This is a genomic window from Paraburkholderia sp. Ac-20347 (genome assembly GCF_017104805.1).
GTDB classification, from domain to species: Bacteria; Pseudomonadota; Gammaproteobacteria; order Burkholderiales; family Burkholderiaceae; genus Paraburkholderia; species Paraburkholderia tropica.
In genome coordinates this window covers 1-17,317 of the sequence record NZ_JAAGPN010000171.1, presented here as the reverse complement: position 1 = coordinate 17,317, position 17,317 = coordinate 1, and the positions used below count along the sequence as shown (strand labels likewise).

Here is a 17,317-nt window from a genome sequence, read left to right as displayed (position 1 = left end):
GGCGGCGTCGGCGGCGCGCACGCGCGCGGCGTTTCTGGCCGATGCGCTCGCCGAAGCGGCGCAGACTGGCGCGCCTGCGTCCGACCTCTGGAAGTCGCGGGCGTACACGCTGTTGCCCGAGGCACGCGTCACGGTGACGAGCGTTGGCGGCGCGGCATCGCTGGCGACGCTCACGTGGGCAGCACAGCGCGACGAGTCCGCGCCCGATTCGCAACAGGCCGCTGCGGGATGCGAGGGCAGCGTTGGCGTGCAAGCGCCGCGCGCCTGTCTCTCGCTGGCGTTCGCGAAATGAAGCGCGCGATCCGGTTCACGCACAGGCGGATGACGAGCGGCCACACGCTGCTCGAATTCACGATTGCGGTCGCGTTGAGTCTCGTCGTGATGGCGGGCGCGCTGGCCGCGTATCGTTCGCAGCGCCAGGCATTCGCGTGGAGCACCGACGCCGCGCGCATCCACGAAGCGGGTGTGAACGCGCTCATGCTGATCGGCGAGCAGATTCAGATGGCGGGCTTCGTTTCCGCCGATGAATCAGGCGGGCTCGCCGGGCCGCCGCTGTTCGGCTGCGCAGGCGGAAGGGTCACGGGCACGGACGCCAATCCGTCCTGCGAAGCGCTATCCAATCGCTCGGACGGACTCGCGCTGCGCTACCGGGGCGACGGCGAATCCACCTGGCTGTCGGCGAACGGGCAGGTCACCGACTGCCTCGGGCAGGCCGTCGGCGCCAACGGCAGCGAAGTGCTCAACCGCTTTCACGCAAAGGCCAGCACTTCGACGGGCGAGCCCGAGCTTTACTGCGAAGGCTCCGGGAAGGTTGGCACTGCGCAGCCGTTGGTGGAGGGCGTCGAACGTCTGCGGCTGCGCTACTGGCTCGCGGGCGCGGCGCAGGCGCTCGACGCCTCGGCGCTTGCGCGCGACCAATGGGCTTCGGTGATCGCGGTCGATCTGTGCGTGCTCGTGCGTGGCGCGCCGTTGGCGCGTCGCTCGCGCTATGTCGATTGCGACGGCGCAAGCGTCATCGCCACTGACGGGCGCGCGCGCCAGGCGTTCTGGCGTCACGTGGCCGTGCGCAATGTGCGCAACGGGCTCCCGGCATCGTCTTCATGATGCGCGACGCAAGCGGGCGCGTCAGGCGCTCTCGCTCTGTGCGCGAGCGTGGTGTGGCGCTTCCCATCGTCCTCGTGATCGTGTCGACGATGCTCGTCACGTCGGCGGCGTGGTTCGAGTCGTCGCTGTTCGAGGCGCGCAGCGCGGCGGGCATGGCCGACCATCTGCAGGCGTTTCATGCCGCCGATGCCGCGCTCATCGCCTGCACGCGAACGCTGATCGACGGCACGGCTACCGCGCCCGCGACGCCTGCGCAATCGGGCGAGCCTACTGGCTGGAAGCGCAGCGACACCTTCGCGTTGCAAGCGGCCACACCCATTGCGTCATGGCCAGGGTCGGTGCGGCCGCCGCAATGCCTCGTCGAACCGTGGCGCGCCGCCACGCGGCCCGAGGCGCGCGCGTATCTCGTCACGGCGCGCGGCTACGGTGCCACCGAGAACGCACAGAGCTGGTTGCAGATGCAGGTCGTGTTCGATGGCACGCGAGTCGAACAACATTGGCGGCGCGTCGTGACGCGGCCATTCTGAGGACGCAGAAAGAGGAGGGAGGATGACACGCAACGGTCGCGCGTTCACATTGCTCGAAATGATGATCGCGCTTGCCGCCGCGGCGATTGTCGCGGCGTTCGCGGTGCCGGGCTGGCGCAACCAGATCGCGCGCGGGCATCGGATCGACGCCGCGGCAGCGCTCTATCGCGCTGCGCAGTTCGTCGATGCACAGAGTCCGTCGGTGGCCGCGCTGCCTGCGGGCATGGATCAGGCGCCGCCTGTGGGGCGCGCCGTCTATCGGCTCAAGCTCTTGCCCGCCGACGAGTCGACCGGCGCTTACGCCATTGCGGCCGCGCCGGTTGAGAGCGGGCCGATGCACGACGACGCGTGTGGAACGTTCCTGCTGGATGCGACCGGGTCGCGCGGCAATCGCGTCGCCGGGGCGGACGCGAGTGCGGCCGTGGTGCGGGACTGCTGGAGGGATCGATGAGCGCGCAGAACGCGCGCCGGTGGCGCGTAGACCTGAGTTGGGCGTCAGCCCGTCAGATCGTCTTCTTCAGAGGCGTAGCGGCGCGAACCGCCTTGCGGTGCGCCACGCTGACGGCGCACTTGCTGCCAGATGCGCCAGGCTTCCCACGCCGTGAAGGCGAGGCCGCCCCACTTGACCACAGGGCGGGCGGCCGAGGCCACGCTTTCGCGCAGCGGTTTGGCGAGCACGAGCGAGGCGAGCGAACTCAGCAGCGGATACTGCTTGAGCAGTCCGCCGATCCCGGCGCCCAGACCGGCGGCGCTTGCGCCGCCGCTGGATCCGGCAAAGCCCGGCACGAGAAAGCGCAGCCAGCTGAAGTGCGTGACGGTTTCGCGCAGTTCGACGAGCGATTCGGCCATCTCGGCGCGCTCGACGCTGGCGCGCACGATCAGCAGTTCTTTGCGCAGCGCACGCAATTGCGGCGTGGACAGGTCGCGGCCACGTGCGCGCGAGGGGCGAAAGGCGTTATCCGGTCGAGATTGGCTCATGGCTTCGATTTGCGGCTTCGATTTGCGGCGGGTAGTGGACGAACTCGAACGTACGCGAACGAGCGCAGGCAAACGTGAATTTACGGTTTGCGAAGGATTTCGCGGTCCTTCTCGAATTCTTCGAGCGTCGCCTGGAACACCATCGGCGCGGTGCGAAGTCCCTGACGCGCCTTGAGCGCACAGACGAGTGCCGCGAGCGCATACACGAGCGTGATGCCGGCCAGCGCCTGCCAGCGCCAGGTGTCCCAGAACGCGATGGCGATCAGCGCGGTCAGGGCGATCAGCGCCATGGTGGCGAGCATCATCGCGGCCAGCCCGAGGAACAGCACGCCGAGCAGGCGCTCCTTTTCTTCGGCCAGCTCGATGCCGATCAGCTCGAGCCGCGTCTGGATGATCGCGAACGCGGAGCCGAGAAGACGGCGCACCGGTCCATGTTCGTGTCGCTGCGAATGAGTGTCTGTCATGGCGAGGGCGGGTGCTCCGGCGTAGGGACGTACGCCGCTGACTGGGGCGGCGGCGCGCCGACTGTCGGCCAGACGGCTACGCAACCGGTGTGACGCAAAGATTGCGCCCAGAAAAGACAGGCCGGTGCACTGCACCGGCCTGCCGGCTAACGAATGCGCGAGAAGCGCTGGCGCGGTCGCGACAATATCGCTGCGGGCGTCGAGCCGTGCGAGCGTGGACCAGAGCGAGAGGCCGTCGGGTTCGCATCCGCCGCGCGCCGGAACCATGTCCGGACGGCTGGGATGCAGCCTTTTAGGCCGCTTGCTGGCCACTGCGCGCGGGCAACCCGCGTGACCGTGCCGTGTTCGTTGTTCTTACTTGCGGTTGATCAACAAACCGACCAGCACGCCCACACCTGCGGCGATGCCGATCGACGTCCACGGATGTTCGTGGACGTAATCGTCGGTGGCGCGTGCCGCCTTCTTGCCTTTCTCGACCACCACGACCTGAACGTCGGCCGCTTTTTCCTTGGCCTGTTTCAGGCGCGAGAGGGCCGTTTCGCGCAGCTCCGAAGCGCGTTCGCCGGTGGCGCTCGCCGCTTGCTTGAGCAGGTCCTCGGCATCCGCGAGGACGGTTTTGATATCGGACATCAGCCTCTCCTTATTGACTTCTGACATTGACTGGCTCCCATCGTGTCACATTACGCGTGAATCGTAACAAAGATACGGGCGCTGGCAAGCGTGACGCGCCGCCACGACGCCCGGATTCGCACGATTCGTTCCTGCGAACACACCGAAAAGACCCTGTGAAGGCTCTCCGAATAGCTGACGGCAGGCCGATCGGCCTGCGCCTGCGGTGCATTCGCGTCGCGCTTGATGCACACGAAACGTAGATGACGAATGATCATGGATCTGATCTGGCACGTAAAGTTTCCCTCACTCGGCTCAAAATTACAAAAACTCATACCAGTCTGACCCGATGTTCGTTCGGGCGCGCGACATCGCCCTGTATGCTTGAATGTCTCGAAATCTCTTGATCAACCTGGCGGTTCGAGCCTCGCGCCGCCTCACCATGTTCAAAGGAAACCGCACCATGAGTCTACGTCTTGGCGATATCGCACCCGACTTCGAGCAGGATTCGAGCGTAGGTCGCATCAAGTTTCACGATTGGCTCGGCGACAGCTGGGGCGTGCTGTTCTCGCATCCGGCCGATTTCACGCCGGTGTGCACGACCGAGCTTGGCCTGACGGCGAAGCTCAAGGACGAGTTCGAGAAGCGCAATGTGAAGACGATCGCGCTGTCGGTCGATAGCGCCGAATCGCACAAGGAGTGGATCAAGGACATCAACGAGACCCAGGCGGCCAGCGTCGGTTTCCCGATCCTCGCGGACGGCGACCGCACGGTCTCCACGCTCTACGACATGATCCATCCGAACGCGAACGAAACGCTCACGGTGCGCTCGCTGTTCGTGATCGATCCGAAGAAGAAAGTGCGCCTCATCATCACCTATCCGGCGAGTACGGGTCGCAACTTCGACGAAATCCTGCGCGTGATCGACTCGCTTCAGCTCACGGACAACTATCAGGTCGCCACGCCCGGCAACTGGAAGCAGGGCGACGACGTGGTGATCGTGCCGTCGCTGAAGGACGAGGAAGTCATCAAGCAGAAATTTCCGAAGGGCTACAAGGCGCTGCGTCCGTATCTGCGTCTCACGCCGCAGCCGAACAAGTAAGCGCGGCGGCCGCATCGCCGCCAACGAAAAACGCCGCACGTCTGATGACCGTGCGGCGTTTTTTTATGCGCGCCATTCAGTGCGCGCCGGGTTCGAAGCGGCGTTTAGAAAAACGCCTGGATGCCCGTCTGCGCGCGGCCGAGAATCAGCGCGTGGATGTCGTGCGTGCCCTCGTACGTGTTCACGACTTCGAGGTTCACGAGGTGACGCGCTACGCCGAACTCGTCCGAGATGCCGTTGCCGCCGAGCATGTCGCGCGCGAGACGTGCGATGTCGAGCGACTTGCCGCACGAGTTGCGCTTCATGATCGACGTGATCTCGACCGCCGCCGTGCCTTCGTCCTTCATGCGACCGAGACGCAGGCAGCCTTGCAGGCCGAGCGTGATTTCCGTCTGCATGTCGGCGAGCTTTTTCTGGATCAGCTGGTTCGCGGCGAGCGGGCGGCCGAACTGCTTGCGGTCGAGCACGTACTGACGCGCCGTGTGCCAGCACGACTCCGCCGCGCCCAGCGCGCCCCAGGCGATGCCGTAGCGAGCCGAGTTCAGGCAGGTGAACGGTCCGCGCAGGCCCTTCACGCCCGGCATGATGTTCTCTTCCGGCACGAACACTTCGTCGAGCACGATTTCGCCGGTGATCGAGGCGCGCAGGCCCACCTTGCCGTGGATCGCGGGCGCCGAGAGACCCTTCCAGCCTTTCTCCAGAATGAAGCCGCGGATGTCGTCCTTGCCGTCTTCCTCGAGCTTGGCCCAGACCACGAACACGTCGGCGATCGGCGAATTCGTGATCCACATCTTCGCGCCCGAGAGCGAGTAGCCGCCGTTGACCTTCTTCGCGCGCGTGACCATGCTGCCCGGATCGGAACCGTGGTTCGGCTCGGTCAGACCGAAGCAGCCGATCCATTCGCCGGTCGCGAGCTTCGGCAGGTACTTCTGCTTCTGCGCTTCCGTGCCGAATTCGTGGATCGGCACCATCACGAGCGACGATTGCACCGACATCATCGAGCGATAGCCCGAGTCGATGCGTTCGACTTCGCGCGCGATCAGGCCGTAGGCGACGTAGTTGAGACCCGGGCCGCCGTATTGCTCCGGAATGGTCGGGCCGAGCAGGCCGATTTCGCCCATCTCGCGGAAGATCGCGGCATCCGTTTTTTCGTGACGGAACGCTTCCACCACGCGCGGCGCGAGCTTGTCCTGCGCGTAGGCTGCCGCGGCGTCGTGCACCATGCGTTCGTCTTCGGTGAGCTGCTGGTCGAGCAGCAGCGGATCTTCCCAATGGAACTGGGCGTTTGCGGCCATGGTGTCTCTCCTTCTTACTCTCGTAACCTTGAAATGGGTAATTTGCGCTTGACTTCGGTTCCGCTAAGCGGAACAATGTTTTGCAAATTGACTTTAGTGTATCACTAGCCCGCTTATGTCTGCATCTGAAATGAACAGCTCGTCATCGTTTGCGACCACGCTGGCGTCGGGGCCGATCGACGAGCGCAAGTTCGTCGTGGCGCTCGCACGCGGGCTCGAATTGCTGCGCGCCTTCCGGCCCGGCGAGACGCTGCTCGGCAATCGCGATTTCGTCGAACGCACGGGGTTGCCCAAGGCCACCGTCAACCGGCTTGCGTACACGCTGACCATGCTCGGCTATCTGCGTTTCGACGAGTCGCTGGGCAAATATGCGCTCGACGCGGGTGTGCTGTCATTGGGCTTCGCGCTGCTTTCCGGCACCGACACGCTCGAACTTGCGCGGCCTCATCTGCGCGCGTTCGCGCGGGAAGTGGGCGCGGCGGTGTCGCTCGGTTGCCGCGACGGCCTCGACGTCATCTATCTGGAGACCATCCGCAGCGAAACGGCGCTGACGCTCGGCCTCGCGTCCGGCTCGCGGCTGTCGATGCTGACGAGTTCGATGGGGCGCGCGTACCTCGCGGTGCAGCCGCTCGACGTGCGCGCGGCGTTGTTCGCGGAGCTGGAAAAAGCCGCGGGCGCGGAGGGCGAGGCGCTGGTGGAAGCCGCGAAGCGCGAGATCGAAACCTTCGGCAAGGAAGGCGTCTGCTACTCGTTTCGCGACTGGCACGAGGACGTCAACGCCGTCGCGGTGCCGTTTCGCGAGCCGCGCGAGCGTCGCTGGCTGGTGCTCAGTTGCAGCGGGCCGGCCTCGTCGATGGGACCGGAGGTGTTTCGCGAACGCGTCGCGCCGCTGCTGAAATCGCTTGCGCGGCGTCTTGGTGAAACGGTGCAATGAGCGTGGAATAAGCGTGGAATAAGCGCTCGCACGCGCGAGTTAAGGACGAAAAAAAACCGCCCCGAAGGGCGGTTTTTTCATGACGCGAATCTCGCGACTAACGCGAGCGAAGCGGAAACCGCTTACTTGCCGCGTTGACGGCGTGCGTTTTCGGCGATGCGCATGCGCAGCGCGTTCAGCTTGATGAAGCCGCCGGCGTCGGCCTGGTTGTAGGCGCCGCCGTCGTCGTCGAAGGTCGCGATGGTCTTGTCGAACAGCGTGTCCTTCGAGTCGCGCGCGACGACCGAGACGCTGCCCTTGTAGAGCTTCACGCGCACCCAGCCGTTGACGTTCTTCTGCGTGTGGTCGATCAGCACTTGCAGCGCCTGGCGCTCCGGCGCCCACCAGTAGCCGTTGTAGACCAGCGAGGCGTAGCGGGCGAGCAGGTCGTCCTTCAGGTGCGCGACTTCGCGGTCGAGCGTGATCGATTCGATGCCGCGGTGCGCCTTGAGCATGATCGTGCCGCCCGGCGTTTCATAGCAGCCGCGCGACTTCATGCCGACGTAGCGGTTTTCGACCAGATCCAGACGGCCGATGCCGTGCTTGCCGCCGAGGCGGTTCAGTTCCGTGAGGATCTCGGCGGGCGTCATGCGCTTGCCGTTGATCGCGACCGGGTCGCCGTGCTCGTACTCGATGTCGACGAATTCGGCCGCGTCCGGTGCCTGTTCCGGCGACACCGTCCAGCGCCACATATCTTCCTCGGCTTCCGCCTTCGGATCTTCGAGGTGACGGCCTTCGAACGAGATGTGCAGCAGGTTCGCGTCCATCGAGTAGGGCGCGCCGCCCTGACGATGCTTCATGTCGATGGGGATGCCGGCGTTTTCGGCGTAAGCGAGCAGCTTTTCGCGCGACAGCAGATCCCATTCGCGCCACGGCGCGATGACCTTGATACCCGGTTCGAGCGCGTAGTAGCCGAGTTCGAAGCGAACCTGGTCATTGCCCTTGCCGGTCGCGCCGTGCGAGACGGCTTGCGCGCCGGTCGCGCGGGCGATTTCGATCTGACGCTTGGCGATCAGCGGACGTGCGATCGAGGTGCCGAGCAGATATTCGCCTTCGTACAGCGCGTTGGCGCGGAACATCGGGAACACGAAATCACGGACGAACTCTTCGCGGAGGTCGTCGATGAAGATGTTTTCCTGCTTGATGCCCAGTTGGAGCGCCTTCTTGCGCGCCGGCTCGAGTTCCTCGCCCTGGCCGATGTCGGCCGTGAACGTGACGACTTCGGCGTCGTAGTTATCCTGCAGCCACTTCAGGATGACGGAGGTATCGAGGCCGCCGGAGTAGGCGAGCACGACTTTCTTGATATCGCTCATGGTGAATCCGTAACGGGTGAGATCTGTGCGCATCGGCGGCCCCGACGCGCGGAAAACAGTATTTTGACACCAAACGGGCCGCGCGCCGCGCTTTCGCTGCGGCGCGCGCCAGCAGACCGGCAGCGGCGCTTAGTGGTTCAGGCGGCCGAGCAACAGGAATTCCATCAGCGCCTTCTGGACGTGCAGGCGGTTTTCCGCCTCGTCCCAGACCACGCTCTGCGGGCCGTCGATCACTTCGGCGCTGACTTCCTCGCCGCGGTGCGCGGGCAGGCAGTGCATGAAGAGGGCGTCGGCGTTGGCGCGGGCCATCATGTCGGCGTCCACGCACCAGTCGGCGAAGGCTTTCTTGCGCACTTCGTTTTCGGCCTCGAAGCCCATGCTGGTCCACACGTCGGTGGTCACCAGATCGGCGCCCGTGCAGGCGTCGTTCGGGTCGTCGAACACTTCGAAGAACGGCTTGCTTTCCGCCGCCACGAGTGCCGGATCGAGCTGATAGCCCGGCGGCGTGGAAATGCGCAGCTTGAAGCCGAGGATTTCCGCGGCTTCGATCCACGTGTACAACATGTTGTTGGCGTCGCCGACCCACGCCACGGTCTTGTCGCGGATCGGACCGCGCAGCTCGTAGAACGTGAAGATGTCGGCCAGCACCTGGCAGGGGTGATATTCGTTCGTCAGACCGTTGATGACCGGCACGCGCGAGCTTTCGGCAAAGCGGCGGATGATGTCCTGGCCGAACGTACGGATCATGATGATGTCGACCATGCGCGAGATGACCTGCGCCGAGTCTTCGATCGGCTCGCCGCGACCGAGCTGCGTGTCGCGCGTGTTCATGAACACGGCGTGGCCGCCCAGCTGGAAGATGCCTGCTTCGAAGGACAGACGCGTGCGCGTGGAGTTCTTCTCGAAGATCATCGCGAGCGTGCGGTCGTGCAGCGGATGATAGGTCTCGTAGTTCTTGAACTTGCGCTTCAGGATGCGCGCGCGCTCCAGCACATATTCATAATCGTCAAGGGAGAAATCCTTGAACTGGAGGTAATGGCGTATGGTCCGGGAGGTCATGAAACGAAAACGGCGCCCGATCCGGCCTCGAACTGCAGGATTGGGCCGGCGACGCCGCTGCGGTTGGTGGTAAGTCAATGCAGCATAAAGGATTTTGCGCAATTTGACGAGTCGCCCAAAACGGCCGGCCGGCGGGCGACGAGAGCGGCGCATCGGTTCGCCGCAGCGCCGCGACACGGTGTCAAGGGCCTTGTGTGCGGTGCGTCAAAAGAGCTGCTGCGCTATAATCCTGTCGATTTCTCAGGCACGACGGCGGGCTTTCGGCGTATCACGCAAGGCCCGCGGGAGCGGCCTGTGCGTGGGTCCCACGCGTCTTGCGAATGCGAGTCGCGGCACGGGTCGTCATGCGCGGTCGGCGGCTCCCCTTTCCATCGGACTGTCCTTGCGCGCGGCCATCGGGCGAACCGTCCGGGGCTGGAGACCCGCGAAAGCAGCGCGAACAGCGCGGACGGCGGCGCGCTCGTGCCCTTGTTTCAGCCGCACGACGTACGCGGCGCCGCGCAGTTACACAGGACCCTTACATGGCCGACGACGCTCCTACCGAATACTTCATTCAAGGCATTACCAGCAAGGGGAAGAAGTTTCGACCGAGCGACTGGTCGGAGCGTCTGGCGGGCGTGATGTCGAGCTTCGGCCCGAAAGCGTCGGCCAACGCGCGCGGCCCGAACGCCTATCTGCGCTACTCGCTCTATGTGCGGCCGACCATGATCGGCGATCTCAAGGTGGTGGTGCTCGATTCGCGTCTGAAAGACATCGAGCCGATGGCTTTCAACTTCGTGCTGAATTTCGCCAAGGACAACGACCTCGTGGTGACCGAGGCGTGCGAACTGCCGCACGATCACGCCACGCAGCAGGGCTCTGGCCGCTGAGCGCCGCGCGCCGTACTTGCGCACCGCCTGCGCTGCCAACAAAAAACCCGCCGAGGCGGGTTTTTTTGCGTCCATTTTTGTGTCCGCTTTTGCGTCTGCTTTTGCGTCTGCTTTTGCGTTTCTATCGCGCAGACAACAAAAAACCCGCCGAAGCGGGTTTTTCATTCAGCAGAAACGGGAAGATCCCGAATCGCTCAGGCCATTGCCTTGATGGCAGCAGCCAGACGGCTCTTATGACGAGCTGCCTTGTTCTTGTGGACGATCTTCTTGTCCGCAATGATGTCCAGCGTCTTGCCCGATGCCTTCAGGATTTCAGCAGCCGCTGCCTTGTCGCCGGCGTCGATTGCCTTGCGAACAGCCTTGATTGCGGTGCGGAACTTCGAGCGCAGTGCCGAGTTGTGTGCGTTTTGCTTGGTCGCCTGACGGGCGCGCTTGCGTGCTTGTGCGGTATTTGCCATGTTGGTTCCTGATGTTTCAGGAGCGTGCGCCGGTGTTCAACCGGATGATGCAGCGCTCTGTGCCTGGATTTGCGCCGAAGAAAACCCCGAGGGGAGTTCGTCACGCAAAACGGTATTTGCCGGCAGAACAGCTCTGCCAGCTGCGCCTCTTGTGCCAAACCGCAAAGGGGGCGGATCGAACCGCCGCTTTGCGCTTCCTTTCCAAGGCGCGCGAGTTTCTTTTCGAATCGCTGACGCAACCCGAAACCGCGAATTATAGCAACGAAATCAGAGGCATGGCAATCGCGCGACGATAGTCGGGCGACGGGACCGGTCGGCGAGCCGGGAAGGGTGGCGGAAAATCCGGCGCGCCGAGCGCAGAAATCGACGAGATTGCGGCGAACGCTGCGCCCGCACAGCGGTCAGAATGGGCTCGCCATGGTGTCGGATCGCGCCGTGGCATCCTTGACGCCGCGCATCGCCGGCGTGACTGACGGCACCCGTATAATAAGCGCCCCATGAATCTATTCCGAGCCCTGCTGACGGTCAGCGGCTTCACGCTGCTGTCGCGCGTGACCGGACTGGCCCGCGAAACGCTGATCGCCCGAGCTTTCGGCGCGAGCCAGTACACCGACGCCTTCTACGTCGCGTTCCGCATTCCCAACCTGCTGCGCCGCATCTCGGCCGAAGGCGCGTTTTCGCAGGCTTTCGTGCCGATCCTCGCGGAGTTCAAGAACCAGCAAGGCCACGACGCCACGCGCGCGCTCGTCGACGCCACCTCGACGGTGCTCGCCTGGGTGCTCGCCGTGCTCTCGCTGCTGGGCATCGTCGGCGCGTCGTTCGTGGTGACCGTGGTCGCCTCGGGCCTCAAGAGCGACGGCCAGGCGTATCAGCTTGCCGTCGTGATGACGCGCATCATGTTCCCGTACATCGTGTTCATTTCGCTGACGTCGCTGGCCTCGGGCGTGCTGAACACGTACAAGCAGTTCTCGCTGCCCGCGTTCGCGCCGGTGCTGCTCAACGTGTCGTTCATCACGGCAGCGGTGGCGTTCGCACCGCACATGAAGCAGCCGGTCTACGCGCTCGCGTGGGCCGTGATCGTCGGCGGCGTGCTGCAGTTCATCGTGCAGTTGCCGGGCCTGAAGCGCATCGACATGATGCCGCGCATCGGCCTGAATCCGCTCAAGGCGCTCGCGCATCGCGGCGTCAAGCGCGTGCTCGCGAAGATGATGCCCGCCATGTTCGCGGTCTCGGTCGCGCAGATCAGCCTGATCATCAATACGAATATCGCGTCGCGGCTCGGTCCGGGCGCGGTCTCGTGGATTAATTACGCCGACCGCCTGATGGAATTTCCCACGGCGCTGCTGGGCGTGGCGCTCGGCACGATCCTGCTGCCGAGCCTCTCGAAAGCGCACGTCGACGCCGATCCGCACGAATATTCCGCGCTGCTCGACTGGGGGCTGCGCGTGACTTTCCTGCTGGCCGCGCCGTCGGCGGTCGCGCTGTTCTTCTTCGCCGAGCCGCTCACGGCCACGCTGTTCCACTACGGCAAGTTCGACGCTACCTCGGTCATCATGACCGGCCGCGCGCTCGCCGCGTACGGCGTGGGTCTTGTCGGCCTCATCCTGATCAAGATCCTCGCGCCCGGTTTTTATGCGCGCCAGGACATCAAGACGCCGGTGAAGATCGGCGTGGGCGTGCTGATCGCCACGCAGATCAGCAATTACATCTTCGTGCCGATCTTCTCGCACGCGGGGCTGACGCTGTCGGTGGGCCTCGGCGCCTGCATGAACGCGCTGCTGCTCTTCATCGGCCTGCGCCGCCGCGGCATCTATATGCCGTCGTCGGGCTGGACGACGTTCTTCGTGCAACTGCTCGGGGCATGCCTCGTGCTGGCAGGGGCGATGCACTGGTGCTCGATCAGCTACGACTGGATCGGCCTGCGGCACGAACCGCTCGCGCGCATCGCTTTGCTCGCAGCCTGCCTGGTTCTGTTTGCGGCGCTATATTTCGGTATGCTGTGGCTGATGGGCTTCAAATACGCATACTTCAAGAGGCGCACGAAGTGATGACGATGAACACGCGGGTGCTGGATTATTTCAGCACGCTCGTTGCCGAAGACGACAGCCTGCCGCTTACCGAAGCGGCGCTGTCGATCGCGCAGGACGCCTACCCGGACCTCGATCTGCAGGGCACGCTGGCCGAAATCGACGAGCTGGCGCTGCGCATCAGCAAGCGCATGCCCGAGGGCGCCGACGTGCGCCAGCAGGTCGCGCTGCTCAACCGCGTGTTCTTCCGCGAGATGGGTTTCGCGGCCAATCTGAACGACTTTTTCGATCCCGACAACAGCCATCTGCACGTCGTGCTGCGCCGCCGGCGCGGCATTCCGATCTCGCTCGCGGTGATCTATCTGGAGATTGCGGGCCAGCTCGGGCTGCCGGTGCAGGGCGTGTCGTTTCCGGGGCATTTCCTGCTGCGCGTCTCGCTGCCCGACGGCGACGCCATGCTCGACCCGACCACGGGCCGCGCGCTCACCGAGTCGGACATGGTCGAGATGCTCGAGCCCTATGTGGCGAGCGCGGGCGATTCGGTAGCGCGCGCGCTGCGCATGCTGCTCGAACCGGCCACGCGGCGCGAGATCGTCGCGCGCATGCTGCGCAATCTGAAGTCGGTGTATCTGCAGACCGAGCGCTGGGAGCGCCTGCTCGGCATCCAGCAGCGTCTCGTGATCCTGCTGCCGTACAGCATCGAGGAAGTGCGCGACCGCGGTTTTGCCTACGCGCGGCTCGACTATCTGCGCCCGGCGCTCGAAGATCTCGAACATTATCTCGACGAGCGCCCGGATGCCGAAGACGCCACGGTCGTTGAATCGCAGTTGCAGGAATTGCGTCAGCGCACGCTCGACAACGACTGAGACGCGCTGTTCAACGCAAAAAAGCCCGCGAATTCGCGGGCTTTTTTTACTTCACCGTGTAAAAAAGCACACGGCGTGCGTTCACTTCGGCTGCATGCGGATTGCGCCGTCGAGGCGGATCACTTCGCCGTTGAGCATCGGATTCTCGACGATCTGCTTGACCAGCATGGCGTACTCGTCGGGTTTGCCGAGGCGCGGCGGGAACGGCACCATCGCGCCGAGCGCGTCCTGCACGTCCTGCGGCATGCCGAGCAGCATCGGCGTTTCGAAGATGCCGGGCGCAATCGTCATCACGCGGATGCCGCTGCGCGACAGATCGCGCGCGACCGGCAGCGTCATGGCGACGACGCCGCCCTTCGACGCCGCATAGGCCGCCTGGCCGATCTGCCCGTCGTAGGCCGCAACCGACGCCGTATTGACGATCACGCCGCGCTCGCCGCCCGCGTTGGGCGCGGTCTGCGCGATGGCGGCGGCCGCGAGGCGGATCATGTTGAAGGTGCCGATCAGGTTGACCGAAATGGTCTTGCTGAACGCATCGAGCGGATGCGGACCGTCCTTGCCGACGGTCTTGATCGCGGGCGCGATGCCCGCGCAGTTGACGAGGCCGCGCAGCGTGCCGAGCGCGCTGGCCGCGGCCACGGCTCGCGCGCCGTCTTCCTCGCTCGCGACGTTGCACTTCACGAACGCGCCGCCGAGTTCCTTCGCGAGCGCTTCGCCTGCTGCCTCGTTGAGGTCGGCGAGCGCGACCTTGCCGCCTTCCGCCGCGATCAGGCGTGCGGTGGCCGCACCGAGGCCCGAAGCGCCGCCGGTGATCAGGAATACGTTGTCGCGGATTTGCATGTGTCTGCCTCCTGGCTGCTCGATGTGTCTTCGATGATTGTTATGTGCGGGCCAGCCCGCGACTCATCGGCGAAACGTGCAGAGGAGGAGAGAGGGCCGGCCAGAGGGGAGGCCGGCTTGTGCCGGGCCTCGCCCGGCATGGCCGGCAAGGGACGTTCTTACTTCAGTGCGTCGAACACGCGATTGCGGATTTCGTCGACGCTGCCCAGACCCGAGATCGCGCGGTACTGCGGCGCTTTCAGGCCGTTTTCTTCACCGCGCTGCGCCCATTCGCTGTAGTAGGCGATCAGCGGCTTGGTTTGCGCCGTGTACACGTCGAGACGCTTGCGCACGGTTTCTTCCTTGTCGTCGTCGCGCTGCACGAGCGGCTCGCCGGTGACGTCGTCGACCATGTCCTGCTTCGGCGGGTTGAAGGTCGTGTGGTACGTGCGGCCCGATGCCGGGTGCATGCGGCGACCGCTCATGCGCACGATGATCTCGTCGAACGGCACGTCGATCTCCAGCACGTAGTCGATCGCGACGCCGGCTTGCTTCATGGCTTCGGCTTGCGGCAACGTGCGCGGGAAACCGTCGAACAGATAACCGTTCTTGCAGTCGTCTTCCTTCAGGCGTTCCTTCACGAGATTGATGATGAGCTCGTCGGTGACGAGTTCGCCTGCATCCATGAAACGCTTCGCTTCGAGGCCGAGCGGCGTGCCCGCTTTCACGGCGGCGCGCAGCATGTCGCCGGTCGAGATCTGCGGAATGCCGAACTTTTCCTTGATGAAGTTTGCCTGGGTTCCCTTGCCCGCGCCGGGGGCGCCCAACAGGATCAAACGCATTTCCAATTTCTCCGATCTGTGTGAATTCTTGCGGCGCGGCGGCTGCCCTCGTGGGCGGCATCGGCGGCGTCGTGCGTCTCCTTCCGTTTGCTCGCGCCGTGCTCGCCGGTCAAGAGATCATGGCCGGGGCATGCGGGGTGACGCCGGGCCCCGCGCGGCAACGTGCCCGAAGCGGATCGGGAACGGCGCTGCGGAGGCGGGCAGCAACGGAAGAAAAGCGGGCAAACCCGCACGCACAAAGGCTTGGACGGCTCGCGCAAACAATTGATTATGCCACGGGTTTTTCGGACTACGACCGTTATTAAGGTCGGAATAACGCCTGTACACGGGCGAGGTCGGCGGGCGTGTCGACACCGGGCGCGGGCGCCTCGGGCGTCACGCGCACCGCGATGCGCTCGCCGTGCCACATCGCGCGCAACTGTTCGAGCGACTCGACCTGCTCGATCGGCGAGTGCGCGAGCGTCGGGTAGGTGCGCAGGAATTTGGCGCGATACGCATACAGCCCGATATGCCGATAAACCGTTGCCGGTGCAGGCGGGGCGGGCATTGCGGCCAGATCGAGACGGGCCGGCGACCAGTGCGGCTGCCAGGCGTCGCGCGCCCAGGGAATCGGCGCGCGCGAGAAGTAGAGCGCCACGCCGCGCGCGTCGAGCACGACCTTCACGACGTTCGGGCTGAAGATTTCGTCGGGCGCGGTGATCGGGTGAGCCGCGGTGGCGATCGCGCAGTCGGGATGCGCCGCCAGGTGCGACGCCACGTCGCAGACCAGTTGCGGGTCGATCAGCGGTTCATCGCCCTGAACATTGACGACGATCGTCTCGTCGCTCCAGCCGTAGTGTTCGGCGACTTCGGCGAGGCGGTCGGTGCCCGAGGGGTGGTCGGCGCGCGTGAGCACGGCTTCGAAGCCATGTTCGCGCGCGGCGTCGAGCACCGTCTGGGCGTCGGAGGCGATCAGCACCTGCTGCGCGCCGGCCGCGCGGGCGCGCTCGGCGACGCGCACGACCATGGGCTTGCCGCCGATGTCGGCGAGCGGCTTGTTCGGCAGCCGCGTCGACGCGAGCCGCGCCGGCACGACGGCGATGAAGGGTTGAGCGGCGCTCATGTCAGGCCGCGTTCGGATCGACGGGCGTGCCTTCGACGGTCTGACGCGCCTCGTCCACGAGCATGACGGGGATGCCGTCGCGGATCGGATAGGCGAGCTTGTCGGCGCTGCAGATCAACTCCTGCGCGGCGCGGTCGTAGCTGAGCGGGCCCTTGCAGATCGGGCAGACCAGGATTTCAAGCAGACGGGCGTCCACGGAGTTTCTCCACAACCAGGGTAATAAGACGATGATCGAGCGCGGCTTCCACGGGTACAACCCAGATGCGCGCGTCGTTCCAGGCCCCCAATTTTACTGCATCCTTTTCGGTGACCAGGATCGCGTCGGCGGCGACGTCGGCGAACGGGTTGCTCGCGTAGTCGTAATGATCGGGCAGCGGCAGCGTGTGCGGGGCGAGACCGGCCGCGCGCAGCGTCGCGAAAAAGCGCTCGGGCGAACCGATGCCGGCCGCCGCGACGAGCCGCAACGGCGGCTGGCCGGGCACTTGCGCGAATTGCGCGAGCGGGCGGCGCAGGCCTGGATTAGCCAGATGCCACGCGTCGCCGGGTTCGAGCTTGAGCGCGAAGGTGTTGGGCCAGTCGGGCAGCGTGCGCGCGAACGGATTGTTGATGAGCGTGGCGTCGCGGTGACGCGAGAGCGGTTCGCGCAGCGGTCCGGCGGGCAGCAGGAAGCCGTTGCCGCCGAGGCGATGGTCGAACACCACGAGTTCGAAGTCGCGCGCGAGGCGGTAATGCTGAAGGCCGTCGTCGCTGACGATCACGTCGACGTCGGCGTGCGCGGTATCGTCATGTGGTAAGGGATTGAGACAATGGACGAGCTGCGTGGCGTAAAGTTGGACAGAGACCATTTGAGCTACTTATGTGTCGCGGAAGTAAGAGTGCTTATTTTTTTTTTTTTTTTTAATGATCCGCC

At 64.9% G+C, this 17,317-nt stretch carries 19 protein-coding genes and 2 pseudogenes; 9 read left to right on the top strand and 12 right to left on the bottom strand.

Translation table 11 applies throughout. The features are described from left to right. The 4 genes and pseudogenes from G3N97_RS26375 to G3N97_RS26360 form a co-directional block, all read left to right on the top strand. Positions 1 to 292 (top strand): annotated as a pseudogene (locus G3N97_RS26375) (hypothetical protein); the annotation flags it as partial. A gap of 29 nt (positions 293 to 321) precedes the next feature. Next, a complete protein-coding gene (locus G3N97_RS26370) occupies positions 322 to 1,104 on the top strand; it encodes a PilW family protein (RefSeq protein WP_205995984.1) in 783 nt (260 codons plus the stop codon). Positions 1,105 to 1,157: 53 nt separating this feature from the next. Continuing rightward, the gene (locus tag G3N97_RS26365) at positions 1,158 to 1,631 is read left to right on the top strand and encodes a PilX N-terminal domain-containing pilus assembly protein (RefSeq protein ID WP_346778119.1); all 474 of its coding nucleotides are present in this window, start codon (positions 1,158 to 1,160) and stop codon (positions 1,629 to 1,631) included. A 22-nt stretch (positions 1,632 to 1,653) separates the two neighbouring features. After that, the gene (locus tag G3N97_RS26360) at positions 1,654 to 2,082 is read left to right on the top strand and encodes a type IV pilin protein (RefSeq protein ID WP_205995982.1); all 429 of its coding nucleotides are present in this window, start codon (positions 1,654 to 1,656) and stop codon (positions 2,080 to 2,082) included. A 44-nt stretch (positions 2,083 to 2,126) separates the two neighbouring features. Here the strand turns inward: G3N97_RS26360 and G3N97_RS26355 are convergent, their stop codons facing one another. The 3 genes from G3N97_RS26355 to G3N97_RS26345 form a co-directional block, all read right to left on the bottom strand. Next, complete coding sequence (locus tag G3N97_RS26355) at positions 2,127 to 2,609, bottom strand: DUF3318 domain-containing protein (protein WP_205995981.1); 483 nt, start codon at positions 2,607 to 2,609, stop codon at positions 2,127 to 2,129. An 80-nt stretch (positions 2,610 to 2,689) separates the two neighbouring features. After that, a complete protein-coding gene (locus G3N97_RS26350; RefSeq protein WP_205995985.1) occupies positions 2,690 to 3,073 on the bottom strand; it encodes a phage holin family protein in 384 nt (127 codons plus the stop codon). A gap of 354 nt (positions 3,074 to 3,427) precedes the next feature. Further along, positions 3,428 to 3,730 (bottom strand): YqjD family protein, encoded by a 303-nt coding sequence (locus G3N97_RS26345; protein ID WP_027817793.1) that lies wholly within the window; start codon positions 3,728 to 3,730, stop codon positions 3,428 to 3,430. 415 nt (positions 3,731 to 4,145) lie between these two features. On the opposite strand from G3N97_RS26345, the gene G3N97_RS26340 reads away from it, so the two are divergent. Continuing rightward, positions 4,146 to 4,784: a peroxiredoxin gene (locus G3N97_RS26340; protein WP_205995980.1), complete on the top strand. Its 639-nt coding sequence runs from the start codon at positions 4,146 to 4,148 to the stop codon at positions 4,782 to 4,784. A gap of 104 nt (positions 4,785 to 4,888) precedes the next feature. Here the strand turns inward: G3N97_RS26340 and G3N97_RS26335 are convergent, their stop codons facing one another. Further along, on the bottom strand, positions 4,889 to 6,079 hold the full coding sequence (locus tag G3N97_RS26335; protein ID WP_205995979.1) for an acyl-CoA dehydrogenase: 1,191 nt from the start codon (positions 6,077 to 6,079) through the stop codon (positions 4,889 to 4,891). Between the two features lie 130 nt (positions 6,080 to 6,209). Between G3N97_RS26335 and G3N97_RS26330 the strand changes: the two genes are divergently transcribed. Then, complete coding sequence (locus tag G3N97_RS26330) at positions 6,210 to 7,013, top strand: IclR family transcriptional regulator (protein WP_205995978.1); 804 nt, start codon at positions 6,210 to 6,212, stop codon at positions 7,011 to 7,013. A gap of 122 nt (positions 7,014 to 7,135) precedes the next feature. On the opposite strand, the gene G3N97_RS26325 is transcribed toward G3N97_RS26330, so the two are convergent. Together G3N97_RS26325 and argF are read right to left on the bottom strand one after the other, a co-directional pair. Continuing rightward, complete coding sequence (locus G3N97_RS26325; protein ID WP_205995977.1) at positions 7,136 to 8,365, bottom strand: argininosuccinate synthase; 1,230 nt, start codon at positions 8,363 to 8,365, stop codon at positions 7,136 to 7,138. A 129-nt stretch (positions 8,366 to 8,494) separates the two neighbouring features. Next, a complete protein-coding gene (gene argF / locus G3N97_RS26320) occupies positions 8,495 to 9,424 on the bottom strand; it encodes an ornithine carbamoyltransferase (RefSeq protein WP_065065235.1) in 930 nt (309 codons plus the stop codon). A gap of 521 nt (positions 9,425 to 9,945) precedes the next feature. Here argF and G3N97_RS26315 point away from each other — a divergent pair. Further along, entirely contained in the window at positions 9,946 to 10,293 is a 348-nt protein-coding gene (locus G3N97_RS26315; RefSeq protein WP_205995976.1) for a DUF3579 domain-containing protein, read from the top strand. Positions 10,294 to 10,487: 194 nt separating this feature from the next. On the opposite strand, the gene rpsT is transcribed toward G3N97_RS26315, so the two are convergent. Next, complete coding sequence (rpsT, locus tag G3N97_RS26310; RefSeq protein WP_065065233.1) at positions 10,488 to 10,751, bottom strand: 30S ribosomal protein S20; 264 nt, start codon at positions 10,749 to 10,751, stop codon at positions 10,488 to 10,490. 497 nt (positions 10,752 to 11,248) lie between these two features. On the opposite strand from rpsT, the gene murJ reads away from it, so the two are divergent. Both murJ and G3N97_RS26300 read left to right on the top strand, forming a co-directional pair. Next, positions 11,249 to 12,799 carry a murein biosynthesis integral membrane protein MurJ gene (gene murJ, locus G3N97_RS26305; protein WP_065065232.1) on the top strand — a complete coding sequence of 517 codons (1,551 nt, stop codon included), beginning with the start codon at positions 11,249 to 11,251 and terminating at the stop codon, positions 12,797 to 12,799. After that, complete coding sequence (locus G3N97_RS26300) at positions 12,799 to 13,644, top strand: SirB1 family protein (protein WP_065065231.1); 846 nt, start codon at positions 12,799 to 12,801, stop codon at positions 13,642 to 13,644. The genes murJ and G3N97_RS26300 overlap by 1 nt, the downstream gene beginning before the upstream one ends. Before the next feature lie 81 nt (positions 13,645 to 13,725). Here the strand turns inward: G3N97_RS26300 and G3N97_RS26295 are convergent, their stop codons facing one another. The 5 genes and pseudogenes from G3N97_RS26295 to lpxK all read right to left on the bottom strand — a co-directional run. After that, the gene (locus G3N97_RS26295) at positions 13,726 to 14,484 is read right to left on the bottom strand and encodes a 3-hydroxyacyl-CoA dehydrogenase (RefSeq protein WP_205995975.1); all 759 of its coding nucleotides are present in this window, start codon (positions 14,482 to 14,484) and stop codon (positions 13,726 to 13,728) included. A gap of 158 nt (positions 14,485 to 14,642) precedes the next feature. Then, a complete protein-coding gene (gene adk / locus G3N97_RS26290) occupies positions 14,643 to 15,305 on the bottom strand; it encodes an adenylate kinase (RefSeq protein ID WP_124260746.1) in 663 nt (220 codons plus the stop codon). A 301-nt stretch (positions 15,306 to 15,606) separates the two neighbouring features. After that, a complete protein-coding gene (gene kdsB / locus G3N97_RS26285) occupies positions 15,607 to 16,407 on the bottom strand; it encodes a 3-deoxy-manno-octulosonate cytidylyltransferase (RefSeq protein WP_110327929.1) in 801 nt (266 codons plus the stop codon). Position 16,408: 1 nt separating this feature from the next. Continuing rightward, positions 16,409 to 16,603, bottom strand: coding sequence for a Trm112 family protein (locus G3N97_RS26280; RefSeq protein ID WP_065065227.1), 195 nt, complete (start codon positions 16,601 to 16,603; stop codon positions 16,409 to 16,411). Next, positions 16,584 to 17,183, bottom strand: a pseudogene (gene lpxK / locus G3N97_RS26275) (tetraacyldisaccharide 4'-kinase); the annotation flags it as partial. The gene G3N97_RS26280 and the pseudogene lpxK, both read right to left, overlap by 20 nt. Positions 17,184 to 17,317 lie beyond the last annotated feature (134 nt).

Bases quoted from the DNA above. Each gene is read 5' to 3' on its own strand.
- G3N97_RS26370 (WP_205995984.1), top strand. From the start codon at position 322: ATGACGAGCGGCCACACGCTGCTCGAATTCACGATTGCGGTCGCGTTG.
- G3N97_RS26360 (WP_205995982.1), top strand. From the start codon at position 1,654: ATGACACGCAACGGTCGCGCGTTCACATTGCTCGAAATGATGATCGCG.
- G3N97_RS26355 (WP_205995981.1), bottom strand. From the start codon at position 2,609: ATGAGCCAATCTCGACCGGATAACGCCTTTCGCCCCTCGCGCGCACGT.
- G3N97_RS26350 (WP_205995985.1), bottom strand. From the start codon at position 3,073: ATGACAGACACTCATTCGCAGCGACACGAACATGGACCGGTGCGCCGT.
- G3N97_RS26345 (WP_027817793.1), bottom strand. From the start codon at position 3,730: ATGTCAGAAGTCAATAAGGAGAGGCTGATGTCCGATATCAAAACCGTC.
- G3N97_RS26340 (WP_205995980.1), top strand. From the start codon at position 4,146: ATGAGTCTACGTCTTGGCGATATCGCACCCGACTTCGAGCAGGATTCG.
- G3N97_RS26335 (WP_205995979.1), bottom strand. From the start codon at position 6,079: ATGGCCGCAAACGCCCAGTTCCATTGGGAAGATCCGCTGCTGCTCGAC.
- G3N97_RS26330 (WP_205995978.1), top strand. From the start codon at position 6,210: ATGAACAGCTCGTCATCGTTTGCGACCACGCTGGCGTCGGGGCCGATC.
- G3N97_RS26325 (WP_205995977.1), bottom strand. From the start codon at position 8,365: ATGAGCGATATCAAGAAAGTCGTGCTCGCCTACTCCGGCGGCCTCGAT.
- argF (WP_065065235.1), bottom strand. From the start codon at position 9,424: ATGACCTCCCGGACCATACGCCATTACCTCCAGTTCAAGGATTTCTCC.
- G3N97_RS26315 (WP_205995976.1), top strand. From the start codon at position 9,946: ATGGCCGACGACGCTCCTACCGAATACTTCATTCAAGGCATTACCAGC.
- rpsT (WP_065065233.1), bottom strand. From the start codon at position 10,751: ATGGCAAATACCGCACAAGCACGCAAGCGCGCCCGTCAGGCGACCAAG.
- murJ (WP_065065232.1), top strand. From the start codon at position 11,249: ATGAATCTATTCCGAGCCCTGCTGACGGTCAGCGGCTTCACGCTGCTG.
- G3N97_RS26300 (WP_065065231.1), top strand. From the start codon at position 12,799: ATGACGATGAACACGCGGGTGCTGGATTATTTCAGCACGCTCGTTGCC.
- G3N97_RS26295 (WP_205995975.1), bottom strand. From the start codon at position 14,484: ATGCAAATCCGCGACAACGTATTCCTGATCACCGGCGGCGCTTCGGGC.
- adk (WP_124260746.1), bottom strand. From the start codon at position 15,305: ATGCGTTTGATCCTGTTGGGCGCCCCCGGCGCGGGCAAGGGAACCCAG.
- kdsB (WP_110327929.1), bottom strand. From the start codon at position 16,407: ATGAGCGCCGCTCAACCCTTCATCGCCGTCGTGCCGGCGCGGCTCGCG.